Raw genomic sequence first — 25,939 nt, 5'->3', positions numbered from 1 at the left:
TTTGATGAACTTTGGCTGTTTTTATCCTATAAATTTTAAACTTAAATCTTCAAATAACATTAAATTAAATGGAGGTTTGAAAAAAATATCGATTTCGGTAGGTCAACCGTAGTACGGTCTTTTTTTATCAATTCTGGAAGATCAAAAAATCCAAAAATTTTAGTCTTCACTCTTATCCATTTCGGAAAGTAGTGAGGTCGCTAATTGGTCAAGAAATAACGTCCTGCTATTTTTTCTGCCCTTGATGTCCTGATTGGTTTTGTAGATGTCCCTTGGTGTATAATCAAAGATTTCCTGAAGCTTTTGTGAAACCTTCATAATGCTAAGGCCATTTTGGTTTCGAAGTCCATTATACCATAGGGCATAAACCAATTCCACCCAATCCGAATTCGTAAATGGCCAATGTATTTTTTCGGTGGCATGGAGCTTTACCTCTTTTCCATTAAGATTATTTTCAACATTGGACATTCGTTCATCCAGATAAATAACCAATGTATTGTAGGCTTTGAATTTACCTAGGAGCATGTCCCTGGGCGTGCAAAAATCAGGGTCCTGAAAATAGAATTTTGAAGTGGTTATATGAAAGCTATCCAGGTAATCCCGGGTGTAATATTCTTTGTCGAAATGGGTGGCCCCGGAATTGACATACTGCCCGAAATCCATATTGTACAGAAAGAAACGATTTAGCTTACCAATTTTCTTTTTTATGAATTTAAGCTGGGAGTTTTTATCCGCTTTTGGAAACTGGATTTCAAAGGAATGGATTTCTGAGAAATAAATGAGTTGAACTAGGGGAGCCTGTTTTATAGTTTTAAAGAATTCAATTTCGGCTTCAATTGAGTCAAAGCCTTTAGCTATGACTTCTCTTTTGAGTGTAATGAGTAGGTTACGACAGACTTCAATAGAGCGATAGGATTGTTTAAGGATATTCTTACTGTGAAGTTTGATTTCCTTCAGATCTTCCAATAGCTTGTATGAGAGCAATTCTGTATCCATCTGTAACAATTTTACTGTAAAGCATCATACACTTTTTTATATAAATGGTTAGATAGTCCATTCGAGTCTATCGACTACGAATGATCAAAAAGGAAATTGGGAGGTACTTTCCTTACAGCTAAAGAACCTCCTTGAAGATAATCACAAATACCTTTACTGTCAGTAATTGATGCCGTATTTTATTACGGAAAAGCCCGTATTTTCCTACGGAATACGAGCTAGAAACCCAAAATAGTATTGAAGCTATTCATTCTTTGGCTTGAAGCGGGATATGAATTGACCTCTATTCTTGACCGCAGTTTTTTTAAAAATATTTGAGGCATGTTTAGAAACAGTGCTTTCTGCTATGAAAAAATCTTTGGCAATTTCTTTATAGGATAATCCTCGTAAAATGGATAATGCAATTTCAACTTCCCTTCTTGTCAGATCTCCATAAATTATTTTGTTTTTCAGGGCTTCATTTCCTTCTACTTTTTGAAAAGCAAAGACTTCGAAGGCTTCAGGCTTATTCTTCAGAAAACGAAGGTATCTATTTACTTCAATAACTGTTATTGCATAGAAAGCCAGGTTCATTACAGTGAATGTTAACCATTGATAATCACCTATAACTGTTAGTATGGGCAAAAGGGCTATGCAAGAGATACTTATGATGGCTAATCTGTTTTTTTTAGAAACAAATGAATTTGGATTGTCGATGTTTGAAATCCTTCTGTAAAATAAGCCGAGAAAAATAAATGCTATAATTGAAACCGGGATCGTGAAAAGAAGCCTTGCTGAATCTAAAGAATTTGTAAGGAAGTAGGGAATTAAGAATAACAGAATAAAACTACAACCTACCAGTATAGCAATATTGGGAATAGTGGAACCGAATTTTAAAAATTCAATATCATAGTCCTTATACAAATAATAAATTATGTATACACATAGTGCTATTGCTACGCCATAAGTAATGATGTATTGAACAATTATTGGATCAGGAAAACTTTCTGTTGGGAGGAATCCCCCGGTTAAGTTGTAAGCAATATACAGCAACCCTAGAATTATATACCTTCTTAGGCTCAGGCGTTTTAGCTTTGCATTTTGAATGACAGCAATAAGTACAATAATGGTGTCAATCAAAAGATAGAAAAAGGTCGTCCAATGGATTGAAGTGCCAAACATCATTGTTTTTCATCTTTAGGCTCGAATTTATTTGTCTTTAAATTTTTAGTCACATTGCTCCAATGAAAAATCCTGCCGTTCATAGCAACATATACATCAGGTTTTAAAAATTGCAAGGAGCATATCGCATAACCTAAATTAAAAGGTGCATCCGTGTTCTTTGATGAACCTAAGATAAATGAACCTACGAGAACAATTGTTTTATCAAGGTTAAGTTTTCCTATATGCGCCGCAGTATCTTCCATAGTGAAAGTGCCGTGGGTGATCAATATTTTAGAAGAACCGGTTGCTTTAATTCTCTCTGCTAAAAATTCCCGGTCTTCCTGAGTTATGAAACGACTGTCTTTTTTGAAGACTTCCTCCAAGGTAAAAGGAAATGAAACATTTGCTGATTCCAGAAAATTACTTAATGAAATTTTTCTGGCGCTTTGTTTTTGATTATAATCCAGGCCTTCGATGGTGCCTCCTGTGGTAAGTATATGTATCAAAATTGTAAGATTTGGGATTTTACGTACTAAAGATAAGATACTTACTCTTTACAGGGTGATCCTTTCCCTTTTTTTACCCGTACCCAATCGGCTTCAGTCAACTTTGCTATGGCAACTGTTTCGATTAAGTTCTTTTGTGGGTAACTTGTAATCTTTAGCATATCTCTGAAAAAACAAACGGTTAATAGAATGGTCTATAGGCTTAAATACTACTTTGCCCACTGCTAAAAATAGTTCAGCACCCAAAAGAGAACAACCGCCACGTAAACAAATAAAACAGCACCCAAGGTATAAACCTGCCAGCGTTTAAAGCCATGCTCTCCTTCACTACTTCCCCAGTGAATAAAAGCAGCATAAAGTATAGCTACAAGGCCCACAAAACTTAGGACGGTAATGAACAAAGGGAAATTTTCAACCGGTACCGTTACCAGGGCAAGGGGCAAAAATGCTACTGCTAAAGTAGCCGCATGATCGCCTATTACACTAGTGACGGCAGAGGTTATCTGCCCGCTTTTGGCTACACTCCAGGTGGCAAAGATTTCAGGAAGCGCAGCCATAGGCGCTGTTATAAATAAACCACCTACCACTTTAGAAATACCAAAGGCGGCAACTAAATTCTCCGTAGCTCGAACAGTAAAAAAGGCCCCCAGCCCCAGAGCAGCTACACCTGCCACTGCCAGCCAGATTTCTTTTTTTTTCCATTCTATTTTTTCCTTTTCTTTTCTTCCCCTTAAAAGGGCCTGGGTAAGAAAAATTACATACAAACCCAGCATGATCCAACCATCCACAGGCTGTAAACCCCGCCACTGCTTAGGAACGGTGAGTATCGCCACTACCGCCACAATTACCAAATAAGGGATAGCCTGTACGGTGACAGCGGTTGGGTCTACTTTTAGCAGCTGCTCTTTGATATGTTGTCCATGGTTTTTTTCAGCCTTCTTTTTCTTCAGATTCCTTGTAGCTATATAAGCCGTGATGACCATTAGAGGAATGGCAATAACATTGGAGCCCAGCATTGTCCCTAAACCTATATCGCCTACACCTGTAACAGCGCTGGCAATGTTAACTCCTATTTCAGGGCTTGCCGAAGCTATCCCTACGAGGGCTCCTCCGGCAGCCACAGAAAAGCCCCATTGCTTCCTTAGTTTTTTTAAAGGTGTTGCTAAATGTTCTGCGCCCCAATTTGCCAGCCATACGGCAGCAAGCAAAACCAATGCCCAGATCCATGTACTCATATCTGCTTTTAAAGATTTTTTTAAGTTCTCAAAATAAATTTCGTTTTTCTAGCTGATGAACATCCTTTCTTGCGAAATAGTTTCTCAGACTTATCTTAGCCTTAATTAAAACCGAATAGAGAATTATCCCAGTTTAAAAAAAGATAAAGGAACTTTCTCCTAAACTTCTGTTAGAACCTTTTTTATTTCTCTTCTTCCAAACCTTAAAAACAAATTCCAAGAAAAATTAGCCTTGTAAGTCTTTCAAAACAAACCAAAAAAATAAAAATGCTAATACAAATAAGCCTATAAGCATTAAAATTCCATTTATTCTGTCCTTTCTGGTAATTTTACTTTTCGGGGATTTTTTATTCTTTATCTTTTTTATTTTCCTTCTGGTTTTTGGATCTACAGTCATTTGGCTTTCTTTTTTCTTGAAACTGGCTTTTTTATATGATTTTCTTCGGAAAACAGAGCAATTGCTTCAATTTTAATTCATAGTTTCTTCACAATATGCGTTCTTTGGAAAATACCTATTCTATCATGGGTTTTTATCTGTGAATATATCGGTATATTGTTTGGCAGATAATCTTACATGTTCAAAGAGTATTTTAAGTCTCTTCTTATAATCTCAAATACATCTTGCCCCGTCACTTGGATATTTTTAAAATTCTAAGGGCACCGCGCATTACAAAAGTGAACACGATTCCACCAATCACCAAATCGGGCCATTTACTATCGAGAAAATATACCAGCACACCGGCCAGGATTACCCCGCCATTTACAATAATATCGTTAGAAGTAAAAATCGCGCTCGCCTGCATATGCGCTTCCTTACTTTTGGCTTGGTTGATCAACCAAAGCGAAATAAGATTGCCCAGTAAGGCAAAAATGGAAACAATGATCATCCATTGAAACATTGGTATTTCACTTTCACTAAAGAATCTTCTTAAAATTTCCATAAATCCAAATGTCGCCAGTGCCATTTGGAAGTACCCGCTAAACTTTGCCACTTTCTTCTTTCTTGAAATAGCACCACCAACCGCGAACAGACTTAGTGCGTACACTATGGAGTCTGCCAGCATATCCAGGGAATCTGCAATAAGACCCATAGAAGACGAAATCCACCCCGTGGTCATTTCGATAATGAAAAAACCAAAATTGATTCCCAGGACCCACCAAAGAATATTTTTTTGTTTAGATTGGTCTTCCCATACGGGAGGCTCGGCTTCTTCGGTTCCCTGAAGTGTATCCCCAAGCTTTAAACTGGCTATTGATGTTTGTATATCCTCAATGCCATCCAAATGATACACTTGCAATTTTCTATTGGGTATATCAAAATCGAGGTATTTTACTTGAGGGTAAGCCTCTAATTTCATCCGGATCATTTGCTCTTCAGAAGGACAATCCATTTTCTGAATGGTAAAATTTGATCTTTTCATTTAAATTCTATTTAGTACCACAAAATTATTTTCAAAAACTCACTCCTAAAGATACTACTGTCTCTACCGAAATGGAAACAACATTGATATTCTGTACTTTTCTCGCTGTTTTTCAAATAATCTTTTTGTTTTTGATCTTTCATTCTTTATTAATCAAGGGTCATTTTGTTACCTTCTTGTGTTCTTGTTTTCATTTTGCTAAATCATAAAACCGTTCTGCAGCTCCTTTTATAGCTTCACCCGTATACCTTTTCTGAAAAATTTCCGTTTTTTATTAGTTGACTGGTAATTTCGAGTGCCTTCTTCTTTATTTTTGGATTCCAAATTCAGTTTGAAAATCTCCCAATGTCCACACCATAGTAATTCGCTTTAGAAGTTTTAATGGCCGAACAGCTCCTTCTCTTCCTCCGGTTTTAATTCTTTTTTGGGTTTCCTGTCCAAAAAATAATGTAGTACAACACCCACTACTATAGCCCCCCCAAAAGCAGCATATACCTGCCATTGATACTGGATTGTCAGACTTGCACTTATTAAAATGGCCAAAATGGGCAAAACAGGCAATTTACCAAGGGATAATGGTACTTTAAACGGTCTTTCCTGCTCGGGGGCCTTATACCTCAAAACTATAAGTGCAATATTGACTGCTATAAAGACTAGTAAAGCTCCTAAAGAAGACATTCCTGCCACTGTTTTTATGTCTCCAAGGAGGAGGAAAGCGCCAACTGCCACAAGAACAATCAATGTTGCCGCCCAGGGCACTTTTTGCTTGTTGGTTTTTTCTATAAATGTCGGAAGTTCGCCGGTTTTTGCCATCCCAAACAATAACCTGCTTATAGAGATAATTCCACTAAAGGCAGCATTGGCAGTTGCAAACAGTGCAGCAACCGCCAATACAACAGGGAGCCAGGAATTCAAATTCGATGCAGCAACTGAAAGGGGGGAGTCCTCATTGGCCAATTTAGAGGGATTGCTGATGTTCAAAACCGTAAAAGAAATAAACAAATAAATAATTGTAGTAATGAGCATTGTCAATAAAAAAGCCCTGGGGATTGTCTTTCCGGGATTTTTTACTTCCGAGCCCAAAGCCGCCATATGCTCAAAACCGGTATAAATAAAAAAGAGTGTGGCGGTTGCTGCCAGGGTATTTTCAAAGGATTCAATTTGAAAAAACTCTTTTTCCGGTGCACCTGTGCTTGTTAGTCCTACTACTATTAGAATCAACAGCCCGAGTAATTGAATACTCACCATAAAAATATTGGCGGTAGAGGATTTCTTTATTCCTGTGATGCTGATTAAAGCAAGTAAAATTAAAGCCCCGTAGCTAATCAACAATGAAGGAAATTGAAAGAACACATTAAGATATCCCGAAAAAGCCAGTAATACTGCTGCAATGGTAGCAGAACTATGAAAAGCAATGGTCCAGCCGGTAAGAAACGAGGGGATGTGGATCTTAGGAAAAGCCTTTTTTAAAAAGATGAATTCGGCACCTGCATTGGGAAAAGTTGAGGATAGTTCCGCATAAGATACCGCAGAGAAACTTGCGGCAACTGCGGCCAAAATAAAACTGAGCCAAAGGTCATAACCCGCCTGCCCGGCTGCGGCACCAATAACAGTATAAATTCCTGCGCCTACAATCGTGCCCACACCATAAAAGGTGAGCCTTAAAGTTCCTAATGATTTTTTTAGTTCAGCCATACTTTAACTTTTTAAATTCATTTAAATGCTAATTCTTTTAAATAATCAGGAAATCAAAATCTGTCGAGGTAAAAAAACTTCAGTAAAATATTATCTGTTTTACGCTTTTTACCCACTCAAGGATTGTTTAAATGTCACTGATATGTTTAAGGTTAATTTAAATCCTCCAATAGCATTTTACTTAAAATGTCAAAACTAAACACCAACGGCATTTTTGATGTTACTTTTGCTAGTAAAGAAAATTGCCTGGAAAAACAAATGTTTTTATGCCCGTTTCTTTTATCGCAAAGGCTTCCTCTCCTTAAGAACAAGGCTTCTTCCAATATTTTGAACATTCGTCAACGTTTTCTCGTTTTATAGATTCCTTTTCTCTAATTCAGCTTTTGCAATTCCCATTTCCAATGCTTCCTCTTTAGTGCAATTTCTGTCTTGGTAGAAAGAGACAGCATAGTTTAAGACTGCTTCCCGCACTTCTTCATCAAGAACACTAAGCCGCTGGTGAAATTCCTCAAATTGTTCTGCTCCTTTCATTGTTTTATTTTTTTGCTATCAAAAGTTACTGAAAGCTTCACTCCTATAAATTAGAAAAAAATAATCGTGGAGCACTTTTCCGCATTATAATTAATTAATGAAAGAGTGGAGATCCATTATTTAATCCTTAATATTCAACCTTTCTTCCATTTTGTAAAGCCTCCCATCCTTCTTTAAGGGCATAAGGAACAATCAGAAGAGCAGCCACCGGATCGGCCCACCACCAATCTAGATACTGAACCGCCAGTAAACCTCCCAATACAGCAATGGTTTGATACAAACACACAAAGGTATCTTTGGAGTCGGCTATTAATTCCTGGCTGTCCAGCTTTTTACCGTACCTGAATTTGTACCAAATCAGGATAGGGTTAACCACGAGTGAAACCAATAAAATTATTAATCCCAAAGTACTCCAGGAAGGAGTTTCTTTGTTGAGTAACTTTGTTATAGAGTCGTAGGTAATAAAAGTACTAACAATTAAAAAAGAAGTAGCAATTACGTAGAGGGTGATTTTTTCTCTTTTCTTTACCCGTTTATCACTAATATCATGAATTTCACCATGTAACCTCCACCAGAGGGTACTTGCCGAAATAACTTCAATAACACTGTCGAGCCCCCAGCCAATCAAGGCTGCACTACCGGACGTAAATCCAGCCGTTAAGGACACACCTACTTCAATGGTATCATAAAACACATTGTACTTTTGAACTGTCTCTGCTTTTCTTAAATATTTTTTTCTTTCCTTGTCTGCCATAATTTTATTTTATGTTTAAATTCTGTAAGCTTAGCTTCTGAGCCACCTATGGACTTTATTCTCATAGGTGATTTAAAGAAGCAGATCCCAGGGGTAAAAAGCGGCTCCGTCAGGTTTTTCACCATCCCTGCCATTCTTTGTTCCCTATCAGAATCGTTTGTCTAATGTTTGTTCTTCAAATGGCAAAATTCTCCGGGGAAAGCCCACGGAAAATTTTAATTGAACACGTTTTCAAATTTTCCGCCCGGGCCAGATCCTATAATAGTTACATCAAATTTTTCCATTTTTTGAAATTTAAGTTTTAATATTGTTCACAACAACCCAAAGATTAGGTCTACTTTTTAGGAAACAGCGATTACATTCCACTTTGACCAATACTTTCTGATAGGGTTCACAGGAAAGTTATTGGCTTATGCCTTAGATTTCATCCTTCCAGATCATAAAACCATTCTTCCGCCTGTTTAATGGCTTCGGTTATCGCTTCTTTTTTTGTATACTTTTCCTCTTTCACAAGCTCGTTAGCTATTTCAAGAGCTTTTTCCCTGACTGGCGGGTTCAGGGATTCCAAATCTGTTTTAAAATCTTCAAATAGCCATTCCATAATGAGTTATTTTTGTTGAACAATTTTTTCCTGTTTGTTGACAGTTTTCTATCTCAAGAAGGATTTTTGCTGAAGACTACGCCTTTACTAAACCAATCCAGGCTTTGGCCGTATCCTTTTCGTTTAAATCAAAGTATTTTATTTGAGAGCCTGAAAAGAAATTTAAAACCTTTGTAGTCTTTTCCTGCCATATTTTATCTCCAACAATAGCCATATTTCCGTAGTCGGAAATATGTGCAGCATCTATTTTTAGATCTGCCCACAATCCTTCCAAATCGTAACCGTAGAAATCGTGCAGTTCAAAATAAAAATCCACTTTATTGTTTTTAGCAATAATTTTATCGATAAGCGGATGCAAATTTTCCACTTCCTCTTTTGAAACCTTACCGCTCACTTCCACGGCTATAAGGTTGTCTCTATCTGAATTTAAAAGGTTTATCATAATTTTTAATATTTTACTTAAAAATACTTCTAATTTGTCTACCACAGTAAAATCTTCAAAATTACTGTGACATATACTTAGCCTCTCCAACTAGAGCAGTTCCCATAGGACTCAATGTTAATATTAGTTGCATTTTAGTTCCTTTTAAAGTTCTTAAAATGACCAACTCCTTCCGGTTTTTGTTTTGACAATGCTCTGGCTTTCACAAAAAACCTTAAAAAACTTCTCCCAGCTCTTGTTGCTTAGCGCTCCGGGTCTTCCCCAGACTAAGCACAAGCACACCGGCTATGGCTGCTACAAGTGAAGCAAGCAGGATACTTATTTTCGCTACCTGAACAAGGTTTTCATCTGCAAATGCCAGGTTCGTGATAAACAGGGACATGGTGAACCCGATACCGGCTATCAGCCCGACTCCTACAATATGTTTCCAGCGGAGGCCTACCGGCAGGCGGGCAAAGCCCAGTTTAGCACCTAAATAGGAGAAGGCGGTAATGCCGCATACTTTCCCCAGCACCAATCCTGTTAAAATTCCGAGACCCAAAGGACTTGATAGTACTTCTGAAATTCCAAGACTGAGTTCTACTCCTGCATTGGCCAACGCAAAGACCGGAATGATAAAGAAGGCATTGAAACCGGTAAGCGCATTTTCCAGCCGCAGCAGGGGAGGGTGGGTGTGCTTCGTGTCATTTCGAATTGTTTCCAGAATATTCTGTTGCTTCTTATCAGTGAGCAGATGGGTGTTTACCAGGTCAATTTTTTCCAACTCCTGCACATGGGACTTTGTCCGTTGTTGAAAATCCCCACTTTCTAATTTCGGTTTAATGGGAATGGTAAGGGAAAACAGCACCCCGGCCAGGGTGGGATGTATTCCGGAGTCAAGGAAAGCCAGCCATAATACAATTCCCAGTAAAATATACAAAGACAGGTGTTTTATCCCTGTCTTGTTCAATATGGCCAGTATTAGCAGAGCCCCTCCTGCAATCAGCAGGTTCATCCAGGCTATTTGACTGCTGTAAAAAATGGCAATGACCAGAATCGCACCGATATCATCGGCAATGGCCAAAGCTACCAGAAATATCTTTAACTGCACAGGCACCCGCTTTCCTAAGAGACCCAGTATTCCAAGGGAATAGGCAATATCGGTAGCCATGGGAATACCCCAGCCTTTGGCTGTAGGCATGTTAAGGTTGAATAGGAAAAAAAGTAAAGCCGGTACGAGCATGCCACCCAGGGCAGCAAATATAGGCATGGAAGCTTTTTTGAAATTAGACAACTCTCCTACCATTACTTCTCTTTTCAATTCGAGACCGGCCACCAGAAAGAAGATTACCATCAGGCCGTCGTTGATCCATTCTTCCACCGAAAGGGAAATTTCCAGGTGCTCCGATGCCCCTATAACAATTTCATCAGTCAGGTAATGGTGGTATATATCGGCCACACCGGTATTGGCCAATACCAAAGCGACCAAAGTAGCAAAAATGAGCAGAAGGCCGCCTGCGGTTTCCCGGTCAAGGAATTTTCGGCCAGTTTCCTTCATGTAGCTTATAGGGGTAGATTCCTTTTTTACTTCTCTATCCATTTTTGTCCTTCGCTTGCATGGTTTATTTCAAAAAATTTTACTTCGGCAGAGGTAAAAGGTTTCATCAAATCCGTCATCCAATCTTCCCATTTTTCATCCCCTACCATGGCCACTTTTTCAAATTTGTTGGCATGTTGGACATCGAATTTCAAATCTTCCCAAAAGGCTTTTGGTTTCCATCCTTCAAAACCCTCCATTTCAAAATAACAGCGAATTTTTTTATGTTTCTCCACTATGTTGTTCAGCAGGGGCAATAGCTTATCGTAATCGGCTTCAGTCAAATTTCCTGTTGCCCTTGTGGCTATTAAATTCCCTTCTGTTTGTCCCAATATTTGTAGCATAACTCCTCTTTTAATTATTATTTAATTTATTCCTTTTTACAACATTAGTTACCTTATTAGGGGGTTTCTAAGCTCCTGAATTGCCCTAAGGGGATCATTGGAATTGAAAATACTACTTCCTGCTATAACAGCATCAGCTCCTGAATTCAAAATTTCCTTCACGTTATTCCTGTTAACCCCTCCATCTACTTCAATAAAGGCCTTTGCATCTTTTCTTTGTATCAATTGCTTTAATTCCTTTATTTTTTCCAGTGTATCGGGAATAAAATCTTGTCCGCCAAAACCCGGATTTACAGCCATTAGGCAAACTGTATCTAAATCTTTGATGACGTATTCCAGGCTTCCTAAAGAGGTATGCGGATTTAAAGCTACCCCTGCTTTACAACCTAGGTTTTTTATTTGTTGCACCACGCTGTGCAAATGAAGGCAGGCCTCGGCGTGCACCGTAATTTGCTCCCCATATTTAGAAAAAACTTCCAAATACCTTTCAGGTTGAGCAATCATTAAGTGCAACTCGACCGGTTTCTTGTTGTGCTTATGAATAGCTTGTAAAACAGGGGTTCCGAAGGAGATATTGGGAACAAACATACCGTCCATTACATCCACATGCAGCCAGTCTGCTTCACTTCTATTAATAGTTTCGAGGGTTTTGCCCAGGTGGGCAAAATCTGTCGAAAGAATGGAAGGGGCAACCATGAGATTTTTCATATCAACTATATTTTATCGGCTAGTTCAAAATTCAAACTAAAACCCTTACACACTAAATCTACCTGAAGAAAATTATAAAACAGGTTCCAACACAATCTCTGTTATTACAGAGTTAGAGATAAAACACTCAGCATGTGCTTTATGGTGCATTTTTTTCATTTCTTCTTCATCAGGTATATGTTCCCCCGAGAATTCTACTTTGGGCCGTAAAAAAACCCTGGTCACAGCCTGTTTACCATCCTTGTTTTTCTCAACCACAGCAACGGTTTCATCTTTGTAACTCTTTATAATATACTTTTTAAAGGAGGCAATAGCCAGAAAAGTCAATAAGTGGCAGCTGGAGAGGGAAGCAGCGAAGGCTTCTTCAGGATTGACAAATTCAGCTTTCCCCAAATACTCTGGAGCTGCAGATGCAGTAATTTGCGAGCCTCCTCCAAAGATCCATTGATGGGTACGTGTATAATTCTTATAGGAGAAATCCTCGGAATCGGATTTCCATTCTAGTTTAACTTTAAATTCTGACATTATTTTCTTGTTTTAATTCATGAATTTGTTTTATACGGCCTCCGGGAAAGGCAGTTTTCTTATTGTTATAAGCTAATAATCTCAAAGCATTGCCCACTACCAATAATGTAGAACCTTCGTGAACCAGTACTGCTATACCAATGTTGGCAAACCCGAAGATAGTGGCCGGAATTAATAAAGCTACAATCCCCAGGCTTACCCAAAGGTTTTGTTTGATGATGCTTTTGGCTTTCCGGCTCAAACCTATTGCAAAGGGCAGCGTTTCCAGTTTATCGGCCATCAGGGCTATATCGGCGGTTTCCAGAGCTACATCAGATCCTGCTGCCCCCATTGCAATACCCACGGTACTATGTGCCATAGCGGGAGCATCATTCACTCCATCGCCCACCATGGCTACTTTGTCCTCCTGTTTCTTTAATTTTTTAATAGCATCTACCTTTTCCTCGGGAAGCAGGCTTCCCCAGGCATCGGTAAGGCCAATTTCTTTGGCCACCGCATCAGCCACTTTTTGGTTATCCCCGGTGAGCATGATCATACGTTTAATACCGATTTTTTTAAGCTCCTCCAAGGTGGCTTTAGCTTCTTCCCGTGGAGTGTCCATAAGGGAAATAATTCCAATATACTCCTCATTCCTGCGTATCAACATTGTCGTGTTCCCTGCGGCTTCCTGTTCCCTTACTTTTTCAACGATTTCTTCTGAAGGCTTTTGATCATCGAGGGCTTCAAAGAGCTCAAGATTCCCCATATACACCTTATCTTCCCCGAGGCTGGCTTTTATACCTTTTCCTAAAACAGCTTCCATATTACTTGCTTCCGGAAATTGTGCATTTCCCAGGCGTTCTTTGCCGTCCCGTACCACTGCTTTTGCAAGGGGGTGGTTGCTTAAAGCCTCTACAGCTACAGCTGTTTTTAGCAGTTCCTCTTCACTTACGTCCGTTAAAGTGATAACTTTGGTGAGCTTTGGTTTGCCTTCAGTAAGGGTACCGGTTTTGTCAAAAGCAATAGCGGTGAGCACGCCAAGGTCTTCCAGGGGCCGCCCTCCCTTTACCAGAACACCACCCCTGGCTGCACGAGCCACTCCGCTAAGTACAGCACTGGGTGTGGAAATGGCCAGGGCACAGGGACTGGCAGCCACTAAAACTGCCATAGCCCTGTAGAAACTCTCACTAAAAGGTTCATCAATGACCAGAAAGGCGAAATTCAGCAAAACCACCAGGGCCAAAACCGATGGCACAAAATATTTTTCAAACTTATCAGTCAATAATTGGGTAGGTGATTTCTGTGTCTGGGCTTCATTCACTAATGTCACCAGTCTTGACAGTGTAGAATCCTGAGAGGTTTTTATCACCTTTACTTCCAGGGTACTATTGCCGTTGATGGTTCCCGCAAAAACCCGATGTTCTTCTTTTATTTCGCTTTCTTTTGAATAGTCCCTGTCAGGATCGGGTACGGGGGACTTATCCACAGGGACGCTCTCACCGGTGATGGGTGCCTGGTTCACACTACTATTGCCATTAACAACAACACCATCGGCAGAAATTTTGGTGTTGGATCTCACTACAACAATATCACCTATCTGAAGCTCTTCTATTTTTACTTCCTGCGTCTTTCCATCTCGTTTTATCAGAGCAGTTTTAGGTGCAAGGTCTGCTAAAGCTGCAATAGATTTTCGCGCCTTGTTCATGGCGTAATTTTCCAGTGCATGGCCCAGGCTAAATAGGAAGAGGAGCAAAGCCCCTTCTGCCCATTCTCCCAGAATGGCTGCCCCGATGGCCGCGACCAGCATAAGGAAATCAATTTCGAAACCTCCTTTGGCAACCGTTTCAATGGCTTCTTTTGCCGTGTAATAGCCCCCAAAGAAATAGGCGCCTATGTACAAGGCCAAACTTGCCCATTCGGGCACAGTTTCCAGGTAGGAAAGGCCAAAACCGGTGCCCAATAACACCCCGCAAATAATGGAAAAGTACATCTCAGTATTTTTTCCTAAAATACCCCCGTGGTCATGAGCGTGGCCTTCATCTTTAAGCTCTGCCTCTTTGTTGGAATGTTTATGGGTTTCAGCCGTTTCAGGAGGCACTTTTTTATTCTTTTTGGCAGTCTTGATTTTCAGGCCTTCGTTCCTCAGGATTTGACGAAAATCTTCTTCATCAGTTTTAGCCTTTATGAATTCCAGCCTTACGATTCCCGATTCGGATACCGAGGCTTCCATTATCTCCTCCAATCCTCTCAGGGCATTTTGAATTTTCCTCGCATGCCTTGCATGTCGTATTCCCTCAACCTCCAACAGGGTATGTCCAAATTCATTGGTCAATGATGCCCCTGCCTGTTTTGCGAGTTTTGTAATATGGGCAATGGAAATAATGTCGGGATCGTAATGAAAACAAAGCTGAGGGGTATCATCCTCTTTTTCAGAAACAATATGCACCTTTTCAATACCTTCCCTGTTTTGCAGGTGATCCATTAGCCTCTGCACACATTGATCGTTCTCATCGGGAACTTCCGGCAGGAGTATTGGCAGTTTTACTTGCGTTTTTTTCATTTTTTCTATCGGTTTTTCGATTCTTGTCCGGTAAACTCTCGCTGAAATCTTTAAATTGGCGATGATCTTTTAATTAATGCGCCTTCACCTCCTTGAACTTCTACTTTGTTTTTTAAGTTTAAATATCCTTTTTCTTACAGCGACCATGAAAGCAAGAGCTATCCCCAGCAATGCAAAAAGAAGGTTCATCAAGATTTGATTTTTATCACTAAAATTGAATATTTCCTGGTAACTCTCAGGGAGGTACTTCCACCAATTTTCATCTCCCTGTAAATAATTCATTTGTAGGGAAAGAACCAGCGGTTGCATGATCAATATTCCAAAGACCACACCTGTTAGAATCGCTATAAAAATTTTTCGCCTCCTCATAATTTCTTGTCTTTTTTTCAGGTTCCCCTAAAGAAAGGCAATCGGCAAAATCATGCAGTGAACCAGCCATTATGGCAATACTGCCCGAAAGAAAACCACCAATCAATTCGACTACCGTAAAGGTCAGGTTGAGAAAAAAGGCGGTTCTGGTATAGATTAACGGTTTTGCCCGAAACATTTATAAATTCTGCCAACATACCTCCGCCAAAATTTCCTAAGGCAGGCATGGCTGCAAACAATAGAACAGTCAAAAAATCATTCATAGATCATTTCTTCTTTTCAGTTATAAGTTACAACTTTCCTTATGGCATCTATATGTCTCCTTTATTACTTCCTGTATTTTTAATTTCGAGCTACAAAAAATTATGCCTGAAAAGGAAATCCCATTAGTAAGACAAACAGTTAGAACTTCCTTTACAGGACTTATTTTATTGTTGTTGCTCCCCGTCAATCAAATTTCTTTATGGATTTTCCCGTCTTTATTTGAAACGCATCTTCAATATCTGAAACATAAATAATTCCGTCGCCAGGATCCGTTGTCTTTCCATTTTCGACTATGATGTCTATTGCTTTTCGTGCTTCTTCATTTTGGCACACCAGTTCCAGTTTCACTACGGGACTATCTGTAATGCGAAAATCAAGGGAGGGGCTGGCACCTTTGGCTTTGAATGCACCGGTCCCTTCCCCTTGCGAAAGGGTCATGCTATTAAAGCCACTATCACTAAGGGCTTCAACTACTTTTTGTACTCTTTTTGGTTTTATAAATGCTTTTATTTCTTTCATCGCTATAGTTTGTATTAAGGATGAACCCTCTGGGTTAACTAATTAAGACAAACATTATACAGAGAGCCCATCCATTTAAGTTTTTAATTTAATGACCGTGAGAAGTCTGGCTCTTCTTCATTTCTGCTATCAAATAATAAGCATTGTTCCACGCCACCTTTGCACCTTCAGGTAAAGGTTGCAATAATTTAATTTCCACCCATCCTTCATTTTCTTCTCCTGTCACCACTTCCACCGGCTTAAAAGACCACTCGGTTTCCCCGTCCTCCTCGTGCTCTTCAGCAATAAAGATGTAGGATTTGTCTTCTTCCTCAATAATTGCTTCTTTCGGTAAGGCTGTTACTTCTGTTCCTGTGCCCGTAACGATCCTGCCGTTGATGTACATGCCCGGTACCAGGTTTTCTGAATCTTCCTGTATCTCTGCATGCACGTGGACAGCCCTGGGATTCTGTTCAAATTTCTTGCCGATAGAATAAATTTCAGCAGTATAAGTCTGGCCGGGCACTGATTCCATTTGTAACAGGACCTTTTGTCCCTCCTTGACTTTATATACATCTTTGGCAAAGACCATTAAATCTGCATGCACATGTTCGGCGTTGATCACTTCGAATAGCTCGGTTTGGGGATCAACATATTGTCCTACCTGCACACTTACATCTTCAATGCTCCCTTTTATTGGACTGACTACAGGAACATTCTCGACAATATTTCCTTCTCGTATGCCAGCAACATTAAGGTTTAACTGCCTGAGCTGTGATTCAAACCCTTGAACCTCTGCCTGCACAACACGATAATCGGCCTGTGCCTGTTGAAAAAGTTTGCCTGAACCTACTTCTTGTTCATAAAGCCTTTGTTGACGATTAAATTCTTGCTCCAGGTTCTGCAAACGGCTGTAAGCTGTCATATAATCGGTTTGTAACCTGGTGAGGTTAGGATGGGATAGATATGCCAGTACCTTACCTTTGCTTACTTGATCCCCCTCAATGACCTCAATAGAAGTTATATTGGCTCCTATAAAAGCAGTTACTGTAGCTTCATATTGTGGTGGGACTTCCAGTTGTCCGGTAGCTTCTACTATATCGGAAATGGGCCTTGTGGGCAGGGTGTCCACTTTTATTTCCAAACTGTTGAACTTGAGACTGGAAAGATGCACTTCACCCATTCCTCCTCCTTCTTCTCCTTCTTCATGACCTCCTTCTTCTTCTGCAGAATGTTCTTCCTGAGCTTCAGGGGACGCTTCTTCCGTACCTTTGCCTTCTCCGCCATTGCAGGCTGAAAGAAAGCTTACCGTAATGAGCAATGTGAACAGTTTTATAATGTGCTTTTTCATTTTTATATCTTTGTCTATTAATTAATTATCTTATTCTGAAGTATTTATATAATATTCGAGTTGGGAGCGGCTATCAAGATAGCTGCCCAATGCCTGCCAGGCATTCACTTCTATGCGTACGGCATCGCGTATGTTTTGCAGGAAAGTCACATAGTCAATTGCTCCTTCCCGATAAGCGATGATGGCCCCTGCCCGCTGTTCTCTGGCCAAGGGTAGCGCTTCTTCCTGATAGTATGTCCAGGAATTAAGCCACTTCAGGTATTCTTCGCGTGCCTCAGCATAAGCTGTCTTTAGCTCAAACTGCGTCTGCTGTAAATTAGCTTCAGCTATTTCGCGGTTTATTTTTGCTGATTGTGTTCTGCCCAATTCAGGTCCAAAGAACAAAGGAATGCTGATCCCTACCTGATATTGATAAAAGCCGGTTTGGCCGTCAATTTTCTGCCTGCCGTACTGCGCCTGAAATTTCGGAAGAAACTGCGATCGCCTCTCCCTTAGGGTTGCATCAGCCACCTCTATCCTTTGTTCATACACATTGAGCAGGGGATGGTTCCCAAGGGGTTGCAGTAATCCGCTAATGGGCTCATCAAACTGATCGGCAGGAACATTAGGTACCGTGTAAAGTGTGTCACTGGCAAACCACAGGTTGAATCGCTGCAAGGCTCCAAGATAATCCCTATAGGCCTGCTCTTTTTGTATTTCAACTTCATTGCCCTGGTTTACCGTAGCCAGGTATTCAAGTCTCGAGATTGTCTCTGTTTCCAACCTGATCTGTGCAGCTCTCTCAATATCGGTAAAGGCTGAATCCAGACTGTATAAGGTCTCATACTCATTTTTAGCAGCATATACCGACGCCCAGGCCTGACTTACCTCCAGTTCTACTTCAAGAATGGAAAGATCAAGGGCTTCTTCTGCCAGGGCCACCCTTTCCTTCTGCAACTTCAGGCGTGGCGCAATACCAAAGATGTCGATATTCTGTTGCTGAACCCCAATTTGTGTATAGACACCAAGATCAGCATTACTCGAACCACCGCTAATTTCTTCTGCGCCGGTGAATATCTGGGTATTACCAAGGTCCCAGGCCGTTTTCTTTAAAGCCTGCTGACTTTCTATCTCCAGGGCAGCAGCTCTTATTCTCGGAAAAGCCTCTATTGCCCGTTCCTTGGCCTCTTCTAACGAGAGGACTGGCAAAGAATCCTGTTGGACAATTATTTCAGCCTGAGCCGGAGAATTTTTCTGTGAAGAACTGTTTTCCTGTGCCTCTGCAGGGGTGCTAAATCCTAAGAGGCTTCCGACAGAAAGCAATGCCACCACTATTGCAGGGGCTGGTGCAAAGCCATTATTGTTATTACTATTTCTTCTGTTTTTCATATTTTCTATTAAAGTATAAAGGACTGGCAACACCACAAGGGTGAGAAGGGTAGCTGTAAGCATACCTCCAATAACCACGGTTGCTAAAGGGCGCTGCACCTCTGCACCGGCCGAAGAAGAAAATGCCATTGGCATAAATCCTAAAATATCTGTTACCGCTGTAAGCATGATCGGCCTGATTCGTTCTTTCGTACCCATAAAAATCCGGTCTTTGATACTGGTTACGCCTTCTTCTTTTAATGAATTAAAGCGATTCACCAGGACCAGACCGTTAAGTACTGCCACTCCAAAGAGCACGATAAAGCCTACACCTGCAGAGATACTAAAGGGCATGTCCCGGAGCCACAGGGCGAAAACACCCCCAATGGCCGCTAATGGAATGGCCATATAAATCATGATAGACTGCGAGAATGAGCCCAGGGCAAAATACAGCAGCACGAATATCAGCAAGAGAGCGATAGGCACCACAATAATCAGGCGGTCTTTGGCATTTTGAAGGTTCTCAAACTCACCGCCATAAGAAATGTAGTAACCTGGAGGTAAATCCAGTTCGGCACCCAGTTTTGCCTGAATATCATTCACAACCGACTCTACGTCACGGCCCCTCACATTTACCCCAACGTATGTTCTGCGATAGGTGTCGTCTCTGGAAATTTGCATTGGCCCGGGAACAAAGCTGATATCAGCTACTTCATTAATCGGGACTTGGGTACCATTAGGCAGATCAATGTATAAAGTCCGTATATCTTCAATACTCTGTCGGTGCTCTTCATCAAAGCGCACTACCAGGTCGAAACGTCTTTCTCCTTCAAAAACCACTCCTGCCACTCCACCTGCAAAAGCGGTATTTATATATTCATTTATTTTTTCGATTTCCAGCCCGTACTGTGCTAACTTGTCACGATTGTAGCGTACCGTCATTTGTGGGAGACCAGAAGTTCTCTCTGCATTTACATCTCCTGTTCCGGGTACAGTTTGAATAATCTCTGCCATTTCCTGAACCTTAGTGGATAGAACTTCCAAATCCTCGCCATAGAGTTTTACCGCAATATCTTCTCTTACCCCTTCCAATAGCTCATTAAACCTTAGCTCTATAGGTTGGGTAAAAACAAGGTTGACACCTGTGAGGTTTTTATTGAGTAGGTCCTGGATTTGTTCAATGAGTTCCTCTTTTGTGTCAGCAGAAACCCATTTGTCCCTGTCTTTTTCGAGTATGATGTACATATCTGCTATATCCATCGGCATGGGATCAGTAGGAATATCGGCCACCCCAATTCGGGCTGTTGCTGTCTCTATTTCCGGGAAGTTGTCCAAAAGTAAGGTCTCAATTTTTTTAGAGACTTCAATAGATTCATTTAATGAACTACCTGGACGGATTAAAGCTTGCATGGCAATGTCCCCTTCATCCAGCTGCGGAATAAATTCTCCCCCCATCGCGGAAAAAACATAGCCTGCAGCCCCCAATAAAACAATAGATCCTATGATCACCGCAGCTTTGAGGCGGAGGGAAGCTTTTAAGAGCGGAAGGTAAGCACGGTGAATGCCACCAATGATTTTATCACTGACTCTTTCCAGCCAGCGTTCTAACTTGCCATACCAGTTTTTCTTGTTTTCAATCGGCTTCATAAACAATGCCGTCATCATAGGAACGTAGGTAAGGCACAAGATAATGGCACCTATCATTGCAAAACCAAAAGTATAGGCCATTGGCTTGAACATTTTGCCTTCCACTCCTGTTAGGAACAAGATGGGTGTAAACACAATAAGGATGATAACCTGGCCGAAAAATGCCGACCCCATCATAGTGCTTCCGGAATCGTAAGCGACCTCATCCATGACCGCCTGATTAAATTTGACTTTTCCGGCTTTGATCCTTTTATGGATTTCATAAACGGCACCTTCTATAATAATAACCGCCCCATCAATAATTATCCCGAAGTCAATGGCCCCCAGGCTCATTAAATTTGCCCAAACCCCAAACTGCTTCATCAGGATGAAGGCAAAGAGCAAGGACAGCGGAATGGTAGTGGCTGTAATGAGGCCCCCACGCAAACTCCCCAATAGGAATACCAATGCAAAGATTACGATTAAAGCACCTTCCAACAGGTTTTTAGTCACGGTATCGGTTGTTCTTCCAATAAGGGCGCTTTGGTCAATGATGGGCCTTATTTCAAGTCCTTCCGGCAAGGATTCTTCTACCTCCGCCATCCTTTCCTGGACCCTCTGTATTACCGCATTGGGGTTTGAGCCCCTCAGCATCATAATAATACCGCCCACAGCTTCCTCTCCATCCTGAGTAAAAGCACCATAACGCACCTGACTTCCGAAACTCACTTTTTCGGCAATATTTCCAACTGTAACAGGAATCCCGTTTTCATTGGTAACCACTATTTTCCTGATGTCATCTAAAGACTGGATCAGGCCTTCTCCCCGAATGAAGTTGGACATTCTGTTCCTTTCAATGTAGGCTCCCCCGGTATTTACATTGTTCCGGGCCAGGGCCTCGTAAACCTGGGAGATGCTTACATCCAGCGCATTTAATTTCTCAGGACTAATAGCTACTTCGTACTGTTTGATGTATCCTCCAAAGGAATTCACTTCTACAACACCTTCAAGGAGTGTCAGCTGTCTCTTAATAATCCAGTCCTGAATACTTCGGAGCTCCGTAGGAGTATACTCCTCTTCATAATCTGGTTGTGGCTGGATGGTATATTCATAAATCTGTCCCAGCCCGGTGGAAATAGGCCCCATAGTTGGGCTACCAAAGTTTTCGGGAATGGTTTCCTGCAGCTCTGTCAATTTTTCCTGAACCAGCTGCCGGGGCAAATAAGTTCCCATGTCATCTTCAAAGACGATGGTTACCACGGATAGTCCAAAGCGGGAAACAGATCGTAATTCAGTCACCCCGGGGAGATTACCCATTGCCAGTTCGACCGGATAAGTGACAAACTGTTCAATATCTTCAGTACCTAAGCTGGGAGATTGGGTAATCACCTGTACCTGGTTATTTGTAATATCAGGAACTGAACCCAGGTTCACGGTCATCATCGACCATATTCCGGCTCCTATAAGTGCCAATGTTAGCAGTCCTACTATAAACTTGTTGTTTATAGAGAATGCTATAATTTTGTTAATCATTAATAATAGAATTTAATTCAACGTAAATAGATGAGATGGCCATTAAAGAAGTCAATGGCGTCAGGATATAATTATCCTATCACAAAAGTTAAATTAAACTTGGGGTGGTTGAAAGATAGTACCTAAACTGGCCGAGGAAAATGGAGGTTGGTAGAATAAAGAATTAGTTTTTGCTTCTGGAATTCCTAAGGAATAGGTTTCAAGATTCGGCGAATCAACATAGGCCATGCCATGATAACACGAGTGGTTGCCTTGTAATGGAAGTTCACCATCATGATTATCCTTCTCGTGGCCCGGAAATTTTTTCTGATCCCCATAATGATAATCTATGAAATCAAAAAAAGTAATACCGGTATCTGCCGATTGTTCTTTATAATGCTCAACAAGATTTGGTATTTTCAGTAGTTCACAGCACCAATCCGTTACTGGTCCCGAAGATTGGAACAAGAAAATGACGGATAAAAAAGTGGTTGCTAGAATTTTCACATTACAAAGATAAAAAATTTAAATGCAACAGAAGTGCAAAAGTAGAACTTCTAATATTTAGCGAATTGAAATGAAAATTTAAAACCGATGCCTGCGGCCATTTGAGCGGAAGAAATCAGATATTAAACCAGTTTTTAGAATGGATTAAACTGAGGTAATTCCTGGAAGAAATTTGGCGGGATGAATATCAACATAATACACTATTTCTCTATCATATTTAATAAGTTGCTTAAATAATAAATAATTTATATCTTAGCAGCTTTAAAATTTTTTATGAAACTTGAAATAATCTGTACACGTGCTGAAGCTAACCATACACAGCTATTGAATTGTCAGGCAACAATTGAAAGTTTGGACAACGGTTTCCAGCAGATGACAAAACTCCTTTCTATTGCCGGTAATGAGGTGCGTTTAAAGATTCTCTTCCTTTTAAACATGGAGAAGGAATTATGTCCCTGTGATATAGCAGACATTTTAAAAATGAGTATGCCGGCGATTTCGCAACATATTCGAAAAATTAAAGACGCCGGCTTTATTGTCTCCAGAAGGGAGGGGCAAACTTTATATTATTCGCTGGTAAATTCTGAAACCCAGGTTCTGGATAACATTTTGAGTTCAATTAAATCATCAAGAAAATCCGCTTAAAATGGATGCATCTCAAAATAGATCCAATAAAGCTGCTTTAAGCGGTGTAGTAGCGGCAACAGCAGCATCTTTATGTTGTATTGCACCAGTTCTTGCTTTGGTCGTGGGCACGAGTGGAATGGCTACTACCTTTTCGTGGATGGAACCTTTCCGGCCGTATTTAATTGCGCTCACGGTTTTAGTTCTGGGCCTGGCCTGGTATCAAAAACTAAGATCTAAAAAAGAAGCTGAAAGTGATTGCGGATGTGCAGAAGATGAAAAACCAACATTTCTGCAGTCAAAGAAGTTTTTACTGATTGTAACATTATTTGCAGGGCTCATGCTGGCTTTTCCCACTTACTCCGAAGTATTTTACAGCCAACCTACCAAGGAAATAGTCTATGTTTCACAATCAAATATTGTTAAGGAGGTATTTGTTGTAGAAGGAATGACCTGCGCAGGATGTGAAGCCCCTGTGGAAAATGAAGTCAATAAACTTGATGGCATTATTTCGGTAAAGGCAAATTATGAAAATGCCAATACGGTAGTCGAATATGACAAAACAAAAGTAGATAAGGCTGCAATTATTAGTGCTATAAGCAGTACCGGTTATAAGGTAGTTGATAAGTAACTTAAAAAGAACCAGATGAAAAATTATGATGTTTTTGTGATAGGTTCCGGAATGGCAGGAATGAATATTGCCAATAAATGTGCTTCTAAAGGGCTTAGGGTGGGAATCACAGATAAATTGCCCTATGGTGGTACCTGCGCTCTTCGTGGATGTGATCCCAAAAAGATCATGCTCGGCCCTACTGAAGTAAAACATTTGGCTGATAATCTACACGAGAAGCAAATTTCTGAAGTACCAGCTATCTACTGGCAGGAAGCAATGAAATTTAAACAGGATTTTGTGGATGCTATGCCGCCTAAAATTGAAAAAAGTTACGAAAAAAACAAAATTGATACCTTTCATAGATCAGCAAAATTTATTTCTGAAACTCAATTGCAGGTAGGAAATGAAACTATAGAAGCCGGAAAGATTATAATAGCCACGGGTGCAAAACCGAGAGAGCTGGAAATACCCGGGGAGGAGTACGCTATGGACAGTACAGATTTTCTGAATTTCCAGTTCCTGCCATCCTCTTTGCTGTTTATTGGCGGTGGGTACATCGCTTTTGAATTTGCACATATGGCTGCCCGTTTTGGCAGCAAAGTGACAATCGTTCACAAAGGGAGAAGACCGCTTGAAAATTTTGATCCTTTCATAGTAGATCAATTAACTGAAGCTACCAAACAAATGGGTATACAACTAGTTTTGAATACCAATGTTACCGCGATTGAAAAGGCGAATGGGGCTTTTTGCGTGACCGGAAAAGGTGAAAGCGGGGAAAAGAAATGGGAGGCGGCGCAGGTGATTAATTCTGCAGGAAGGTCTCCTGCCATTTTTGATATGGACCTGGAAAAAGCCAATGTTGCCTTTGGTGAAAAAGGAGTTGAAGTGAATGAATATTTGCAAAGCACCACTAATCCAAATGTCTATGCTGCCGGGGATGCAGCAGATACAGATGGTATTCCCCTTACACCTGTTGCAGTTATGGAAGGACATATTGTAGCATCCAATATATTAAAAGGCAACATTAAAAAACCAGATTATACCGCCATTCCCACTGTGGTTTTTACACTGCCCACAATGGCTTCGGTAGGATTTTCTGAAGAAGAAGCTGTTAAAAAAGGTTTAAACTTTAAGGTAAACAAGGATCGTGTTCCCGACTGGTTTACCGCAAAAAGGATCAACGAGAAAACCTATGCCTATAAGACTCTCATCGAGAAAGAAACCGGAAAAATTTTGGGAGCACATCTCATTGGCCCTCACGCCGAGGAAATTATAAATTTATTTGCCATGGCTATAAAAGCCGGATTTACTTCCAAAGATTTAAAAACCATAATCTTAACCTATCCTTCATCAAGTTCAGATGTTGTATATATGGTATGATTAATTAAAAAAATAAAAAAATGAATTCCTTTATAATTGAATCAACTATAACTTGTCCAGATTGCGGACATTCCAAGACAGAAGAAATGCCTACAGATGCCTGCCAGTTCTTTTATGAATGCGAGCAATGTAAAGAGGTTTTAAAACCCAAAGAGGGTGATTGTTGTGTATTCTGTTCTTATGGCAGCGTACCCTGTCCTCCTATCCAACAAAATAATACTTGCGGGTTTTCTAATTATTGCTAAAAAGTTACAATAAAAAAGATGGCTCATGGATATAAGAATAGGTAAAAGCGCTTAAAAAATACCTATAGGTCAAAATCAAGAGATTTTATTGAAGTGATGTTCTATTTAAAAATTGTTTTATGAGTGATTATAAGAAAGGAAGCCTTAGTCTTGGCAATACCGTTGCTATGGGTACTGGAGTAATGATTGGAGCAGGTATTTTTGCCCTTCTGGGGCAAATCGCTGAACTCTCCGGACAATATTTCGCACTATCATTTATAGTGGGTGGAGTAATTTCGGGATTTAGTGCTTATTCATATATTAAAATGGCCGATGCTTATCCTTCCGCAGGGGGGATAGCTATGTTCCTGAAAAAGGCCTACGGGAAAGGCACAATTACAGCATTTGCAGCGTTCTTCTGTATGGCATCCACATAAAATATACTATAGCAATTACAACCCCTGTTCCACTAACGATAAAGGTAATTTCAGGACTATCATAAAACCAGATCAGACCCGCCAATGTACTTGCCAACATTGTGGTAATGCTTTTTAATTCTTCATAAGTGTCAATAGCAGTAGCAGTGTCTTTTTTATCACAAATATTGC

General features: G+C 40.4%; 25 protein-coding genes. 5 read left to right on the top strand and 20 right to left on the bottom strand.

Translation table 11 applies throughout. The features are described from left to right. Window positions 1-159 precede the first annotated feature (159 nt). The 20 genes from HC175_RS04545 to HC175_RS04450 all read right to left on the bottom strand — a co-directional run bounded on the left by HC175_RS04545 (window position 160) and on the right by HC175_RS04450 (window position 22,490). Window positions 160-996 carry an RteC domain-containing protein gene (locus HC175_RS04545; protein WP_168025974.1) on the bottom strand — a complete coding sequence of 279 codons (837 nt, stop codon included), beginning with the start codon at window positions 994-996 and terminating at the stop codon, window positions 160-162. A gap of 243 nt (window positions 997-1,239) precedes the next feature. Next, entirely contained in the window at window positions 1,240-2,115 is an 876-nt protein-coding gene (locus HC175_RS04540; protein WP_235942521.1) for a helix-turn-helix domain-containing protein, read from the bottom strand. Window positions 2,116-2,156: 41 nt separating this feature from the next. Beyond that, a complete protein-coding gene (locus tag HC175_RS04535) occupies window positions 2,157-2,645 on the bottom strand; it encodes an asparaginase domain-containing protein (RefSeq protein ID WP_168025975.1) in 489 nt (162 codons plus the stop codon). A 224-nt stretch (window positions 2,646-2,869) separates the two neighbouring features. Continuing rightward, window positions 2,870-3,880 carry a sodium:calcium antiporter gene (locus tag HC175_RS04530; protein ID WP_168025976.1) on the bottom strand — a complete coding sequence of 337 codons (1,011 nt, stop codon included), beginning with the start codon at window positions 3,878-3,880 and terminating at the stop codon, window positions 2,870-2,872. A 629-nt stretch (window positions 3,881-4,509) separates the two neighbouring features. Further along, a complete protein-coding gene (locus HC175_RS04525) occupies window positions 4,510-5,301 on the bottom strand; it encodes a cation efflux transmembrane domain-containing protein (protein ID WP_209309364.1) in 792 nt (263 codons plus the stop codon). 378 nt (window positions 5,302-5,679) lie between these two features. After that, complete coding sequence (locus HC175_RS04520; RefSeq protein ID WP_168025977.1) at window positions 5,680-6,996, bottom strand: APC family permease; 1,317 nt, start codon at window positions 6,994-6,996, stop codon at window positions 5,680-5,682. 354 nt (window positions 6,997-7,350) lie between these two features. Beyond that, window positions 7,351-7,527 carry a hypothetical protein gene (locus HC175_RS04515; protein WP_168025978.1) on the bottom strand — a complete coding sequence of 59 codons (177 nt, stop codon included), beginning with the start codon at window positions 7,525-7,527 and terminating at the stop codon, window positions 7,351-7,353. A gap of 127 nt (window positions 7,528-7,654) precedes the next feature. Then, window positions 7,655-8,281: a cation diffusion facilitator family transporter gene (locus tag HC175_RS04510; RefSeq protein ID WP_168025979.1), complete on the bottom strand. Its 627-nt coding sequence runs from the start codon at window positions 8,279-8,281 to the stop codon at window positions 7,655-7,657. 424 nt (window positions 8,282-8,705) lie between these two features. Then, the gene (locus HC175_RS04505) at window positions 8,706-8,882 is read right to left on the bottom strand and encodes a hypothetical protein (RefSeq protein ID WP_168025980.1); all 177 of its coding nucleotides are present in this window, start codon (window positions 8,880-8,882) and stop codon (window positions 8,706-8,708) included. A 76-nt stretch (window positions 8,883-8,958) separates the two neighbouring features. Next, window positions 8,959-9,369 carry a SpoIIAA family protein gene (locus HC175_RS04500; protein ID WP_317172082.1) on the bottom strand — a complete coding sequence of 137 codons (411 nt, stop codon included), beginning with the start codon at window positions 9,367-9,369 and terminating at the stop codon, window positions 8,959-8,961. Between the two features lie 169 nt (window positions 9,370-9,538). Then, window positions 9,539-10,903, bottom strand: a complete 1,365-nt coding sequence (gene nhaA / locus HC175_RS04495) for a Na+/H+ antiporter NhaA (RefSeq protein ID WP_168025981.1) — start codon at window positions 10,901-10,903, stop codon at window positions 9,539-9,541. Then, window positions 10,888-11,232, bottom strand: a complete 345-nt coding sequence (locus tag HC175_RS04490) for a SpoIIAA family protein (protein WP_235942520.1) — start codon at window positions 11,230-11,232, stop codon at window positions 10,888-10,890. Before HC175_RS04490 ends, nhaA begins: the two co-directional genes overlap by 16 nt. A gap of 60 nt (window positions 11,233-11,292) precedes the next feature. Further along, window positions 11,293-11,952 carry a ribulose-phosphate 3-epimerase gene (gene rpe / locus HC175_RS04485; protein WP_168025983.1) on the bottom strand — a complete coding sequence of 220 codons (660 nt, stop codon included), beginning with the start codon at window positions 11,950-11,952 and terminating at the stop codon, window positions 11,293-11,295. 72 nt (window positions 11,953-12,024) lie between these two features. Next, window positions 12,025-12,477, bottom strand: a complete 453-nt coding sequence (locus tag HC175_RS04480; RefSeq protein ID WP_168025984.1) for an OsmC family protein — start codon at window positions 12,475-12,477, stop codon at window positions 12,025-12,027. Further along, a complete protein-coding gene (locus tag HC175_RS04475; RefSeq protein ID WP_168025985.1) occupies window positions 12,464-15,016 on the bottom strand; it encodes a heavy metal translocating P-type ATPase in 2,553 nt (850 codons plus the stop codon). The genes HC175_RS04480 and HC175_RS04475 overlap by 14 nt, the downstream gene beginning before the upstream one ends. Window positions 15,017-15,275: 259 nt before the next feature. Continuing rightward, a complete protein-coding gene (locus tag HC175_RS04470; RefSeq protein WP_168025986.1) occupies window positions 15,276-15,563 on the bottom strand; it encodes a cation efflux transmembrane domain-containing protein in 288 nt (95 codons plus the stop codon). Window positions 15,564-15,832: 269 nt separating this feature from the next. After that, window positions 15,833-16,168 (bottom strand): P-II family nitrogen regulator, encoded by a 336-nt coding sequence (locus HC175_RS04465; RefSeq protein ID WP_168025987.1) that lies wholly within the window; start codon window positions 16,166-16,168, stop codon window positions 15,833-15,835. An 88-nt stretch (window positions 16,169-16,256) separates the two neighbouring features. Continuing rightward, complete coding sequence (locus tag HC175_RS04460; protein ID WP_168025988.1) at window positions 16,257-17,498, bottom strand: efflux RND transporter periplasmic adaptor subunit; 1,242 nt, start codon at window positions 17,496-17,498, stop codon at window positions 16,257-16,259. Window positions 17,499-17,528: 30 nt separating this feature from the next. Further along, on the bottom strand, window positions 17,529-22,004 hold the full coding sequence (locus tag HC175_RS04455; RefSeq protein ID WP_168025989.1) for a CusA/CzcA family heavy metal efflux RND transporter: 4,476 nt from the start codon (window positions 22,002-22,004) through the stop codon (window positions 17,529-17,531). A gap of 93 nt (window positions 22,005-22,097) precedes the next feature. After that, complete coding sequence (locus tag HC175_RS04450; RefSeq protein ID WP_168025990.1) at window positions 22,098-22,490, bottom strand: hypothetical protein; 393 nt, start codon at window positions 22,488-22,490, stop codon at window positions 22,098-22,100. A gap of 273 nt (window positions 22,491-22,763) precedes the next feature. Here HC175_RS04450 and HC175_RS04445 point away from each other — a divergent pair, with 273 nt between their 5' ends. The 5 genes from HC175_RS04445 to HC175_RS04425 all read left to right on the top strand — a co-directional run bounded on the left by HC175_RS04445 (window position 22,764) and on the right by HC175_RS04425 (window position 25,768). Then, window positions 22,764-23,135 (top strand): ArsR/SmtB family transcription factor, encoded by a 372-nt coding sequence (locus HC175_RS04445; protein WP_168025991.1) that lies wholly within the window; start codon window positions 22,764-22,766, stop codon window positions 23,133-23,135. A 1-nt stretch (window position 23,136) separates the two neighbouring features. Continuing rightward, the gene (merTP, locus tag HC175_RS04440) at window positions 23,137-23,745 is read left to right on the top strand and encodes a mercuric transport protein MerTP (protein ID WP_168025992.1); all 609 of its coding nucleotides are present in this window, start codon (window positions 23,137-23,139) and stop codon (window positions 23,743-23,745) included. 15 nt (window positions 23,746-23,760) lie between these two features. Then, window positions 23,761-25,107, top strand: a complete 1,347-nt coding sequence (locus HC175_RS04435) for a dihydrolipoyl dehydrogenase family protein (RefSeq protein WP_168025993.1) — start codon at window positions 23,761-23,763, stop codon at window positions 25,105-25,107. 20 nt (window positions 25,108-25,127) lie between these two features. Then, the gene (locus tag HC175_RS24135; protein WP_168025994.1) at window positions 25,128-25,352 is read left to right on the top strand and encodes a GDCCVxC domain-containing (seleno)protein; all 225 of its coding nucleotides are present in this window, start codon (window positions 25,128-25,130) and stop codon (window positions 25,350-25,352) included. Window positions 25,353-25,471: 119 nt separating this feature from the next. Next, window positions 25,472-25,768, top strand: coding sequence for an amino acid permease (locus HC175_RS04425; RefSeq protein WP_168025995.1), 297 nt, complete (start codon window positions 25,472-25,474; stop codon window positions 25,766-25,768). Window positions 25,769-25,939 lie beyond the last annotated feature (171 nt).

Source organism: Salinimicrobium oceani (assembly GCF_012037645.1).
The sequence above is the reverse complement of the archived record's forward strand: the minus strand, read 5'-3'. Positions and strand labels throughout refer to the sequence as shown.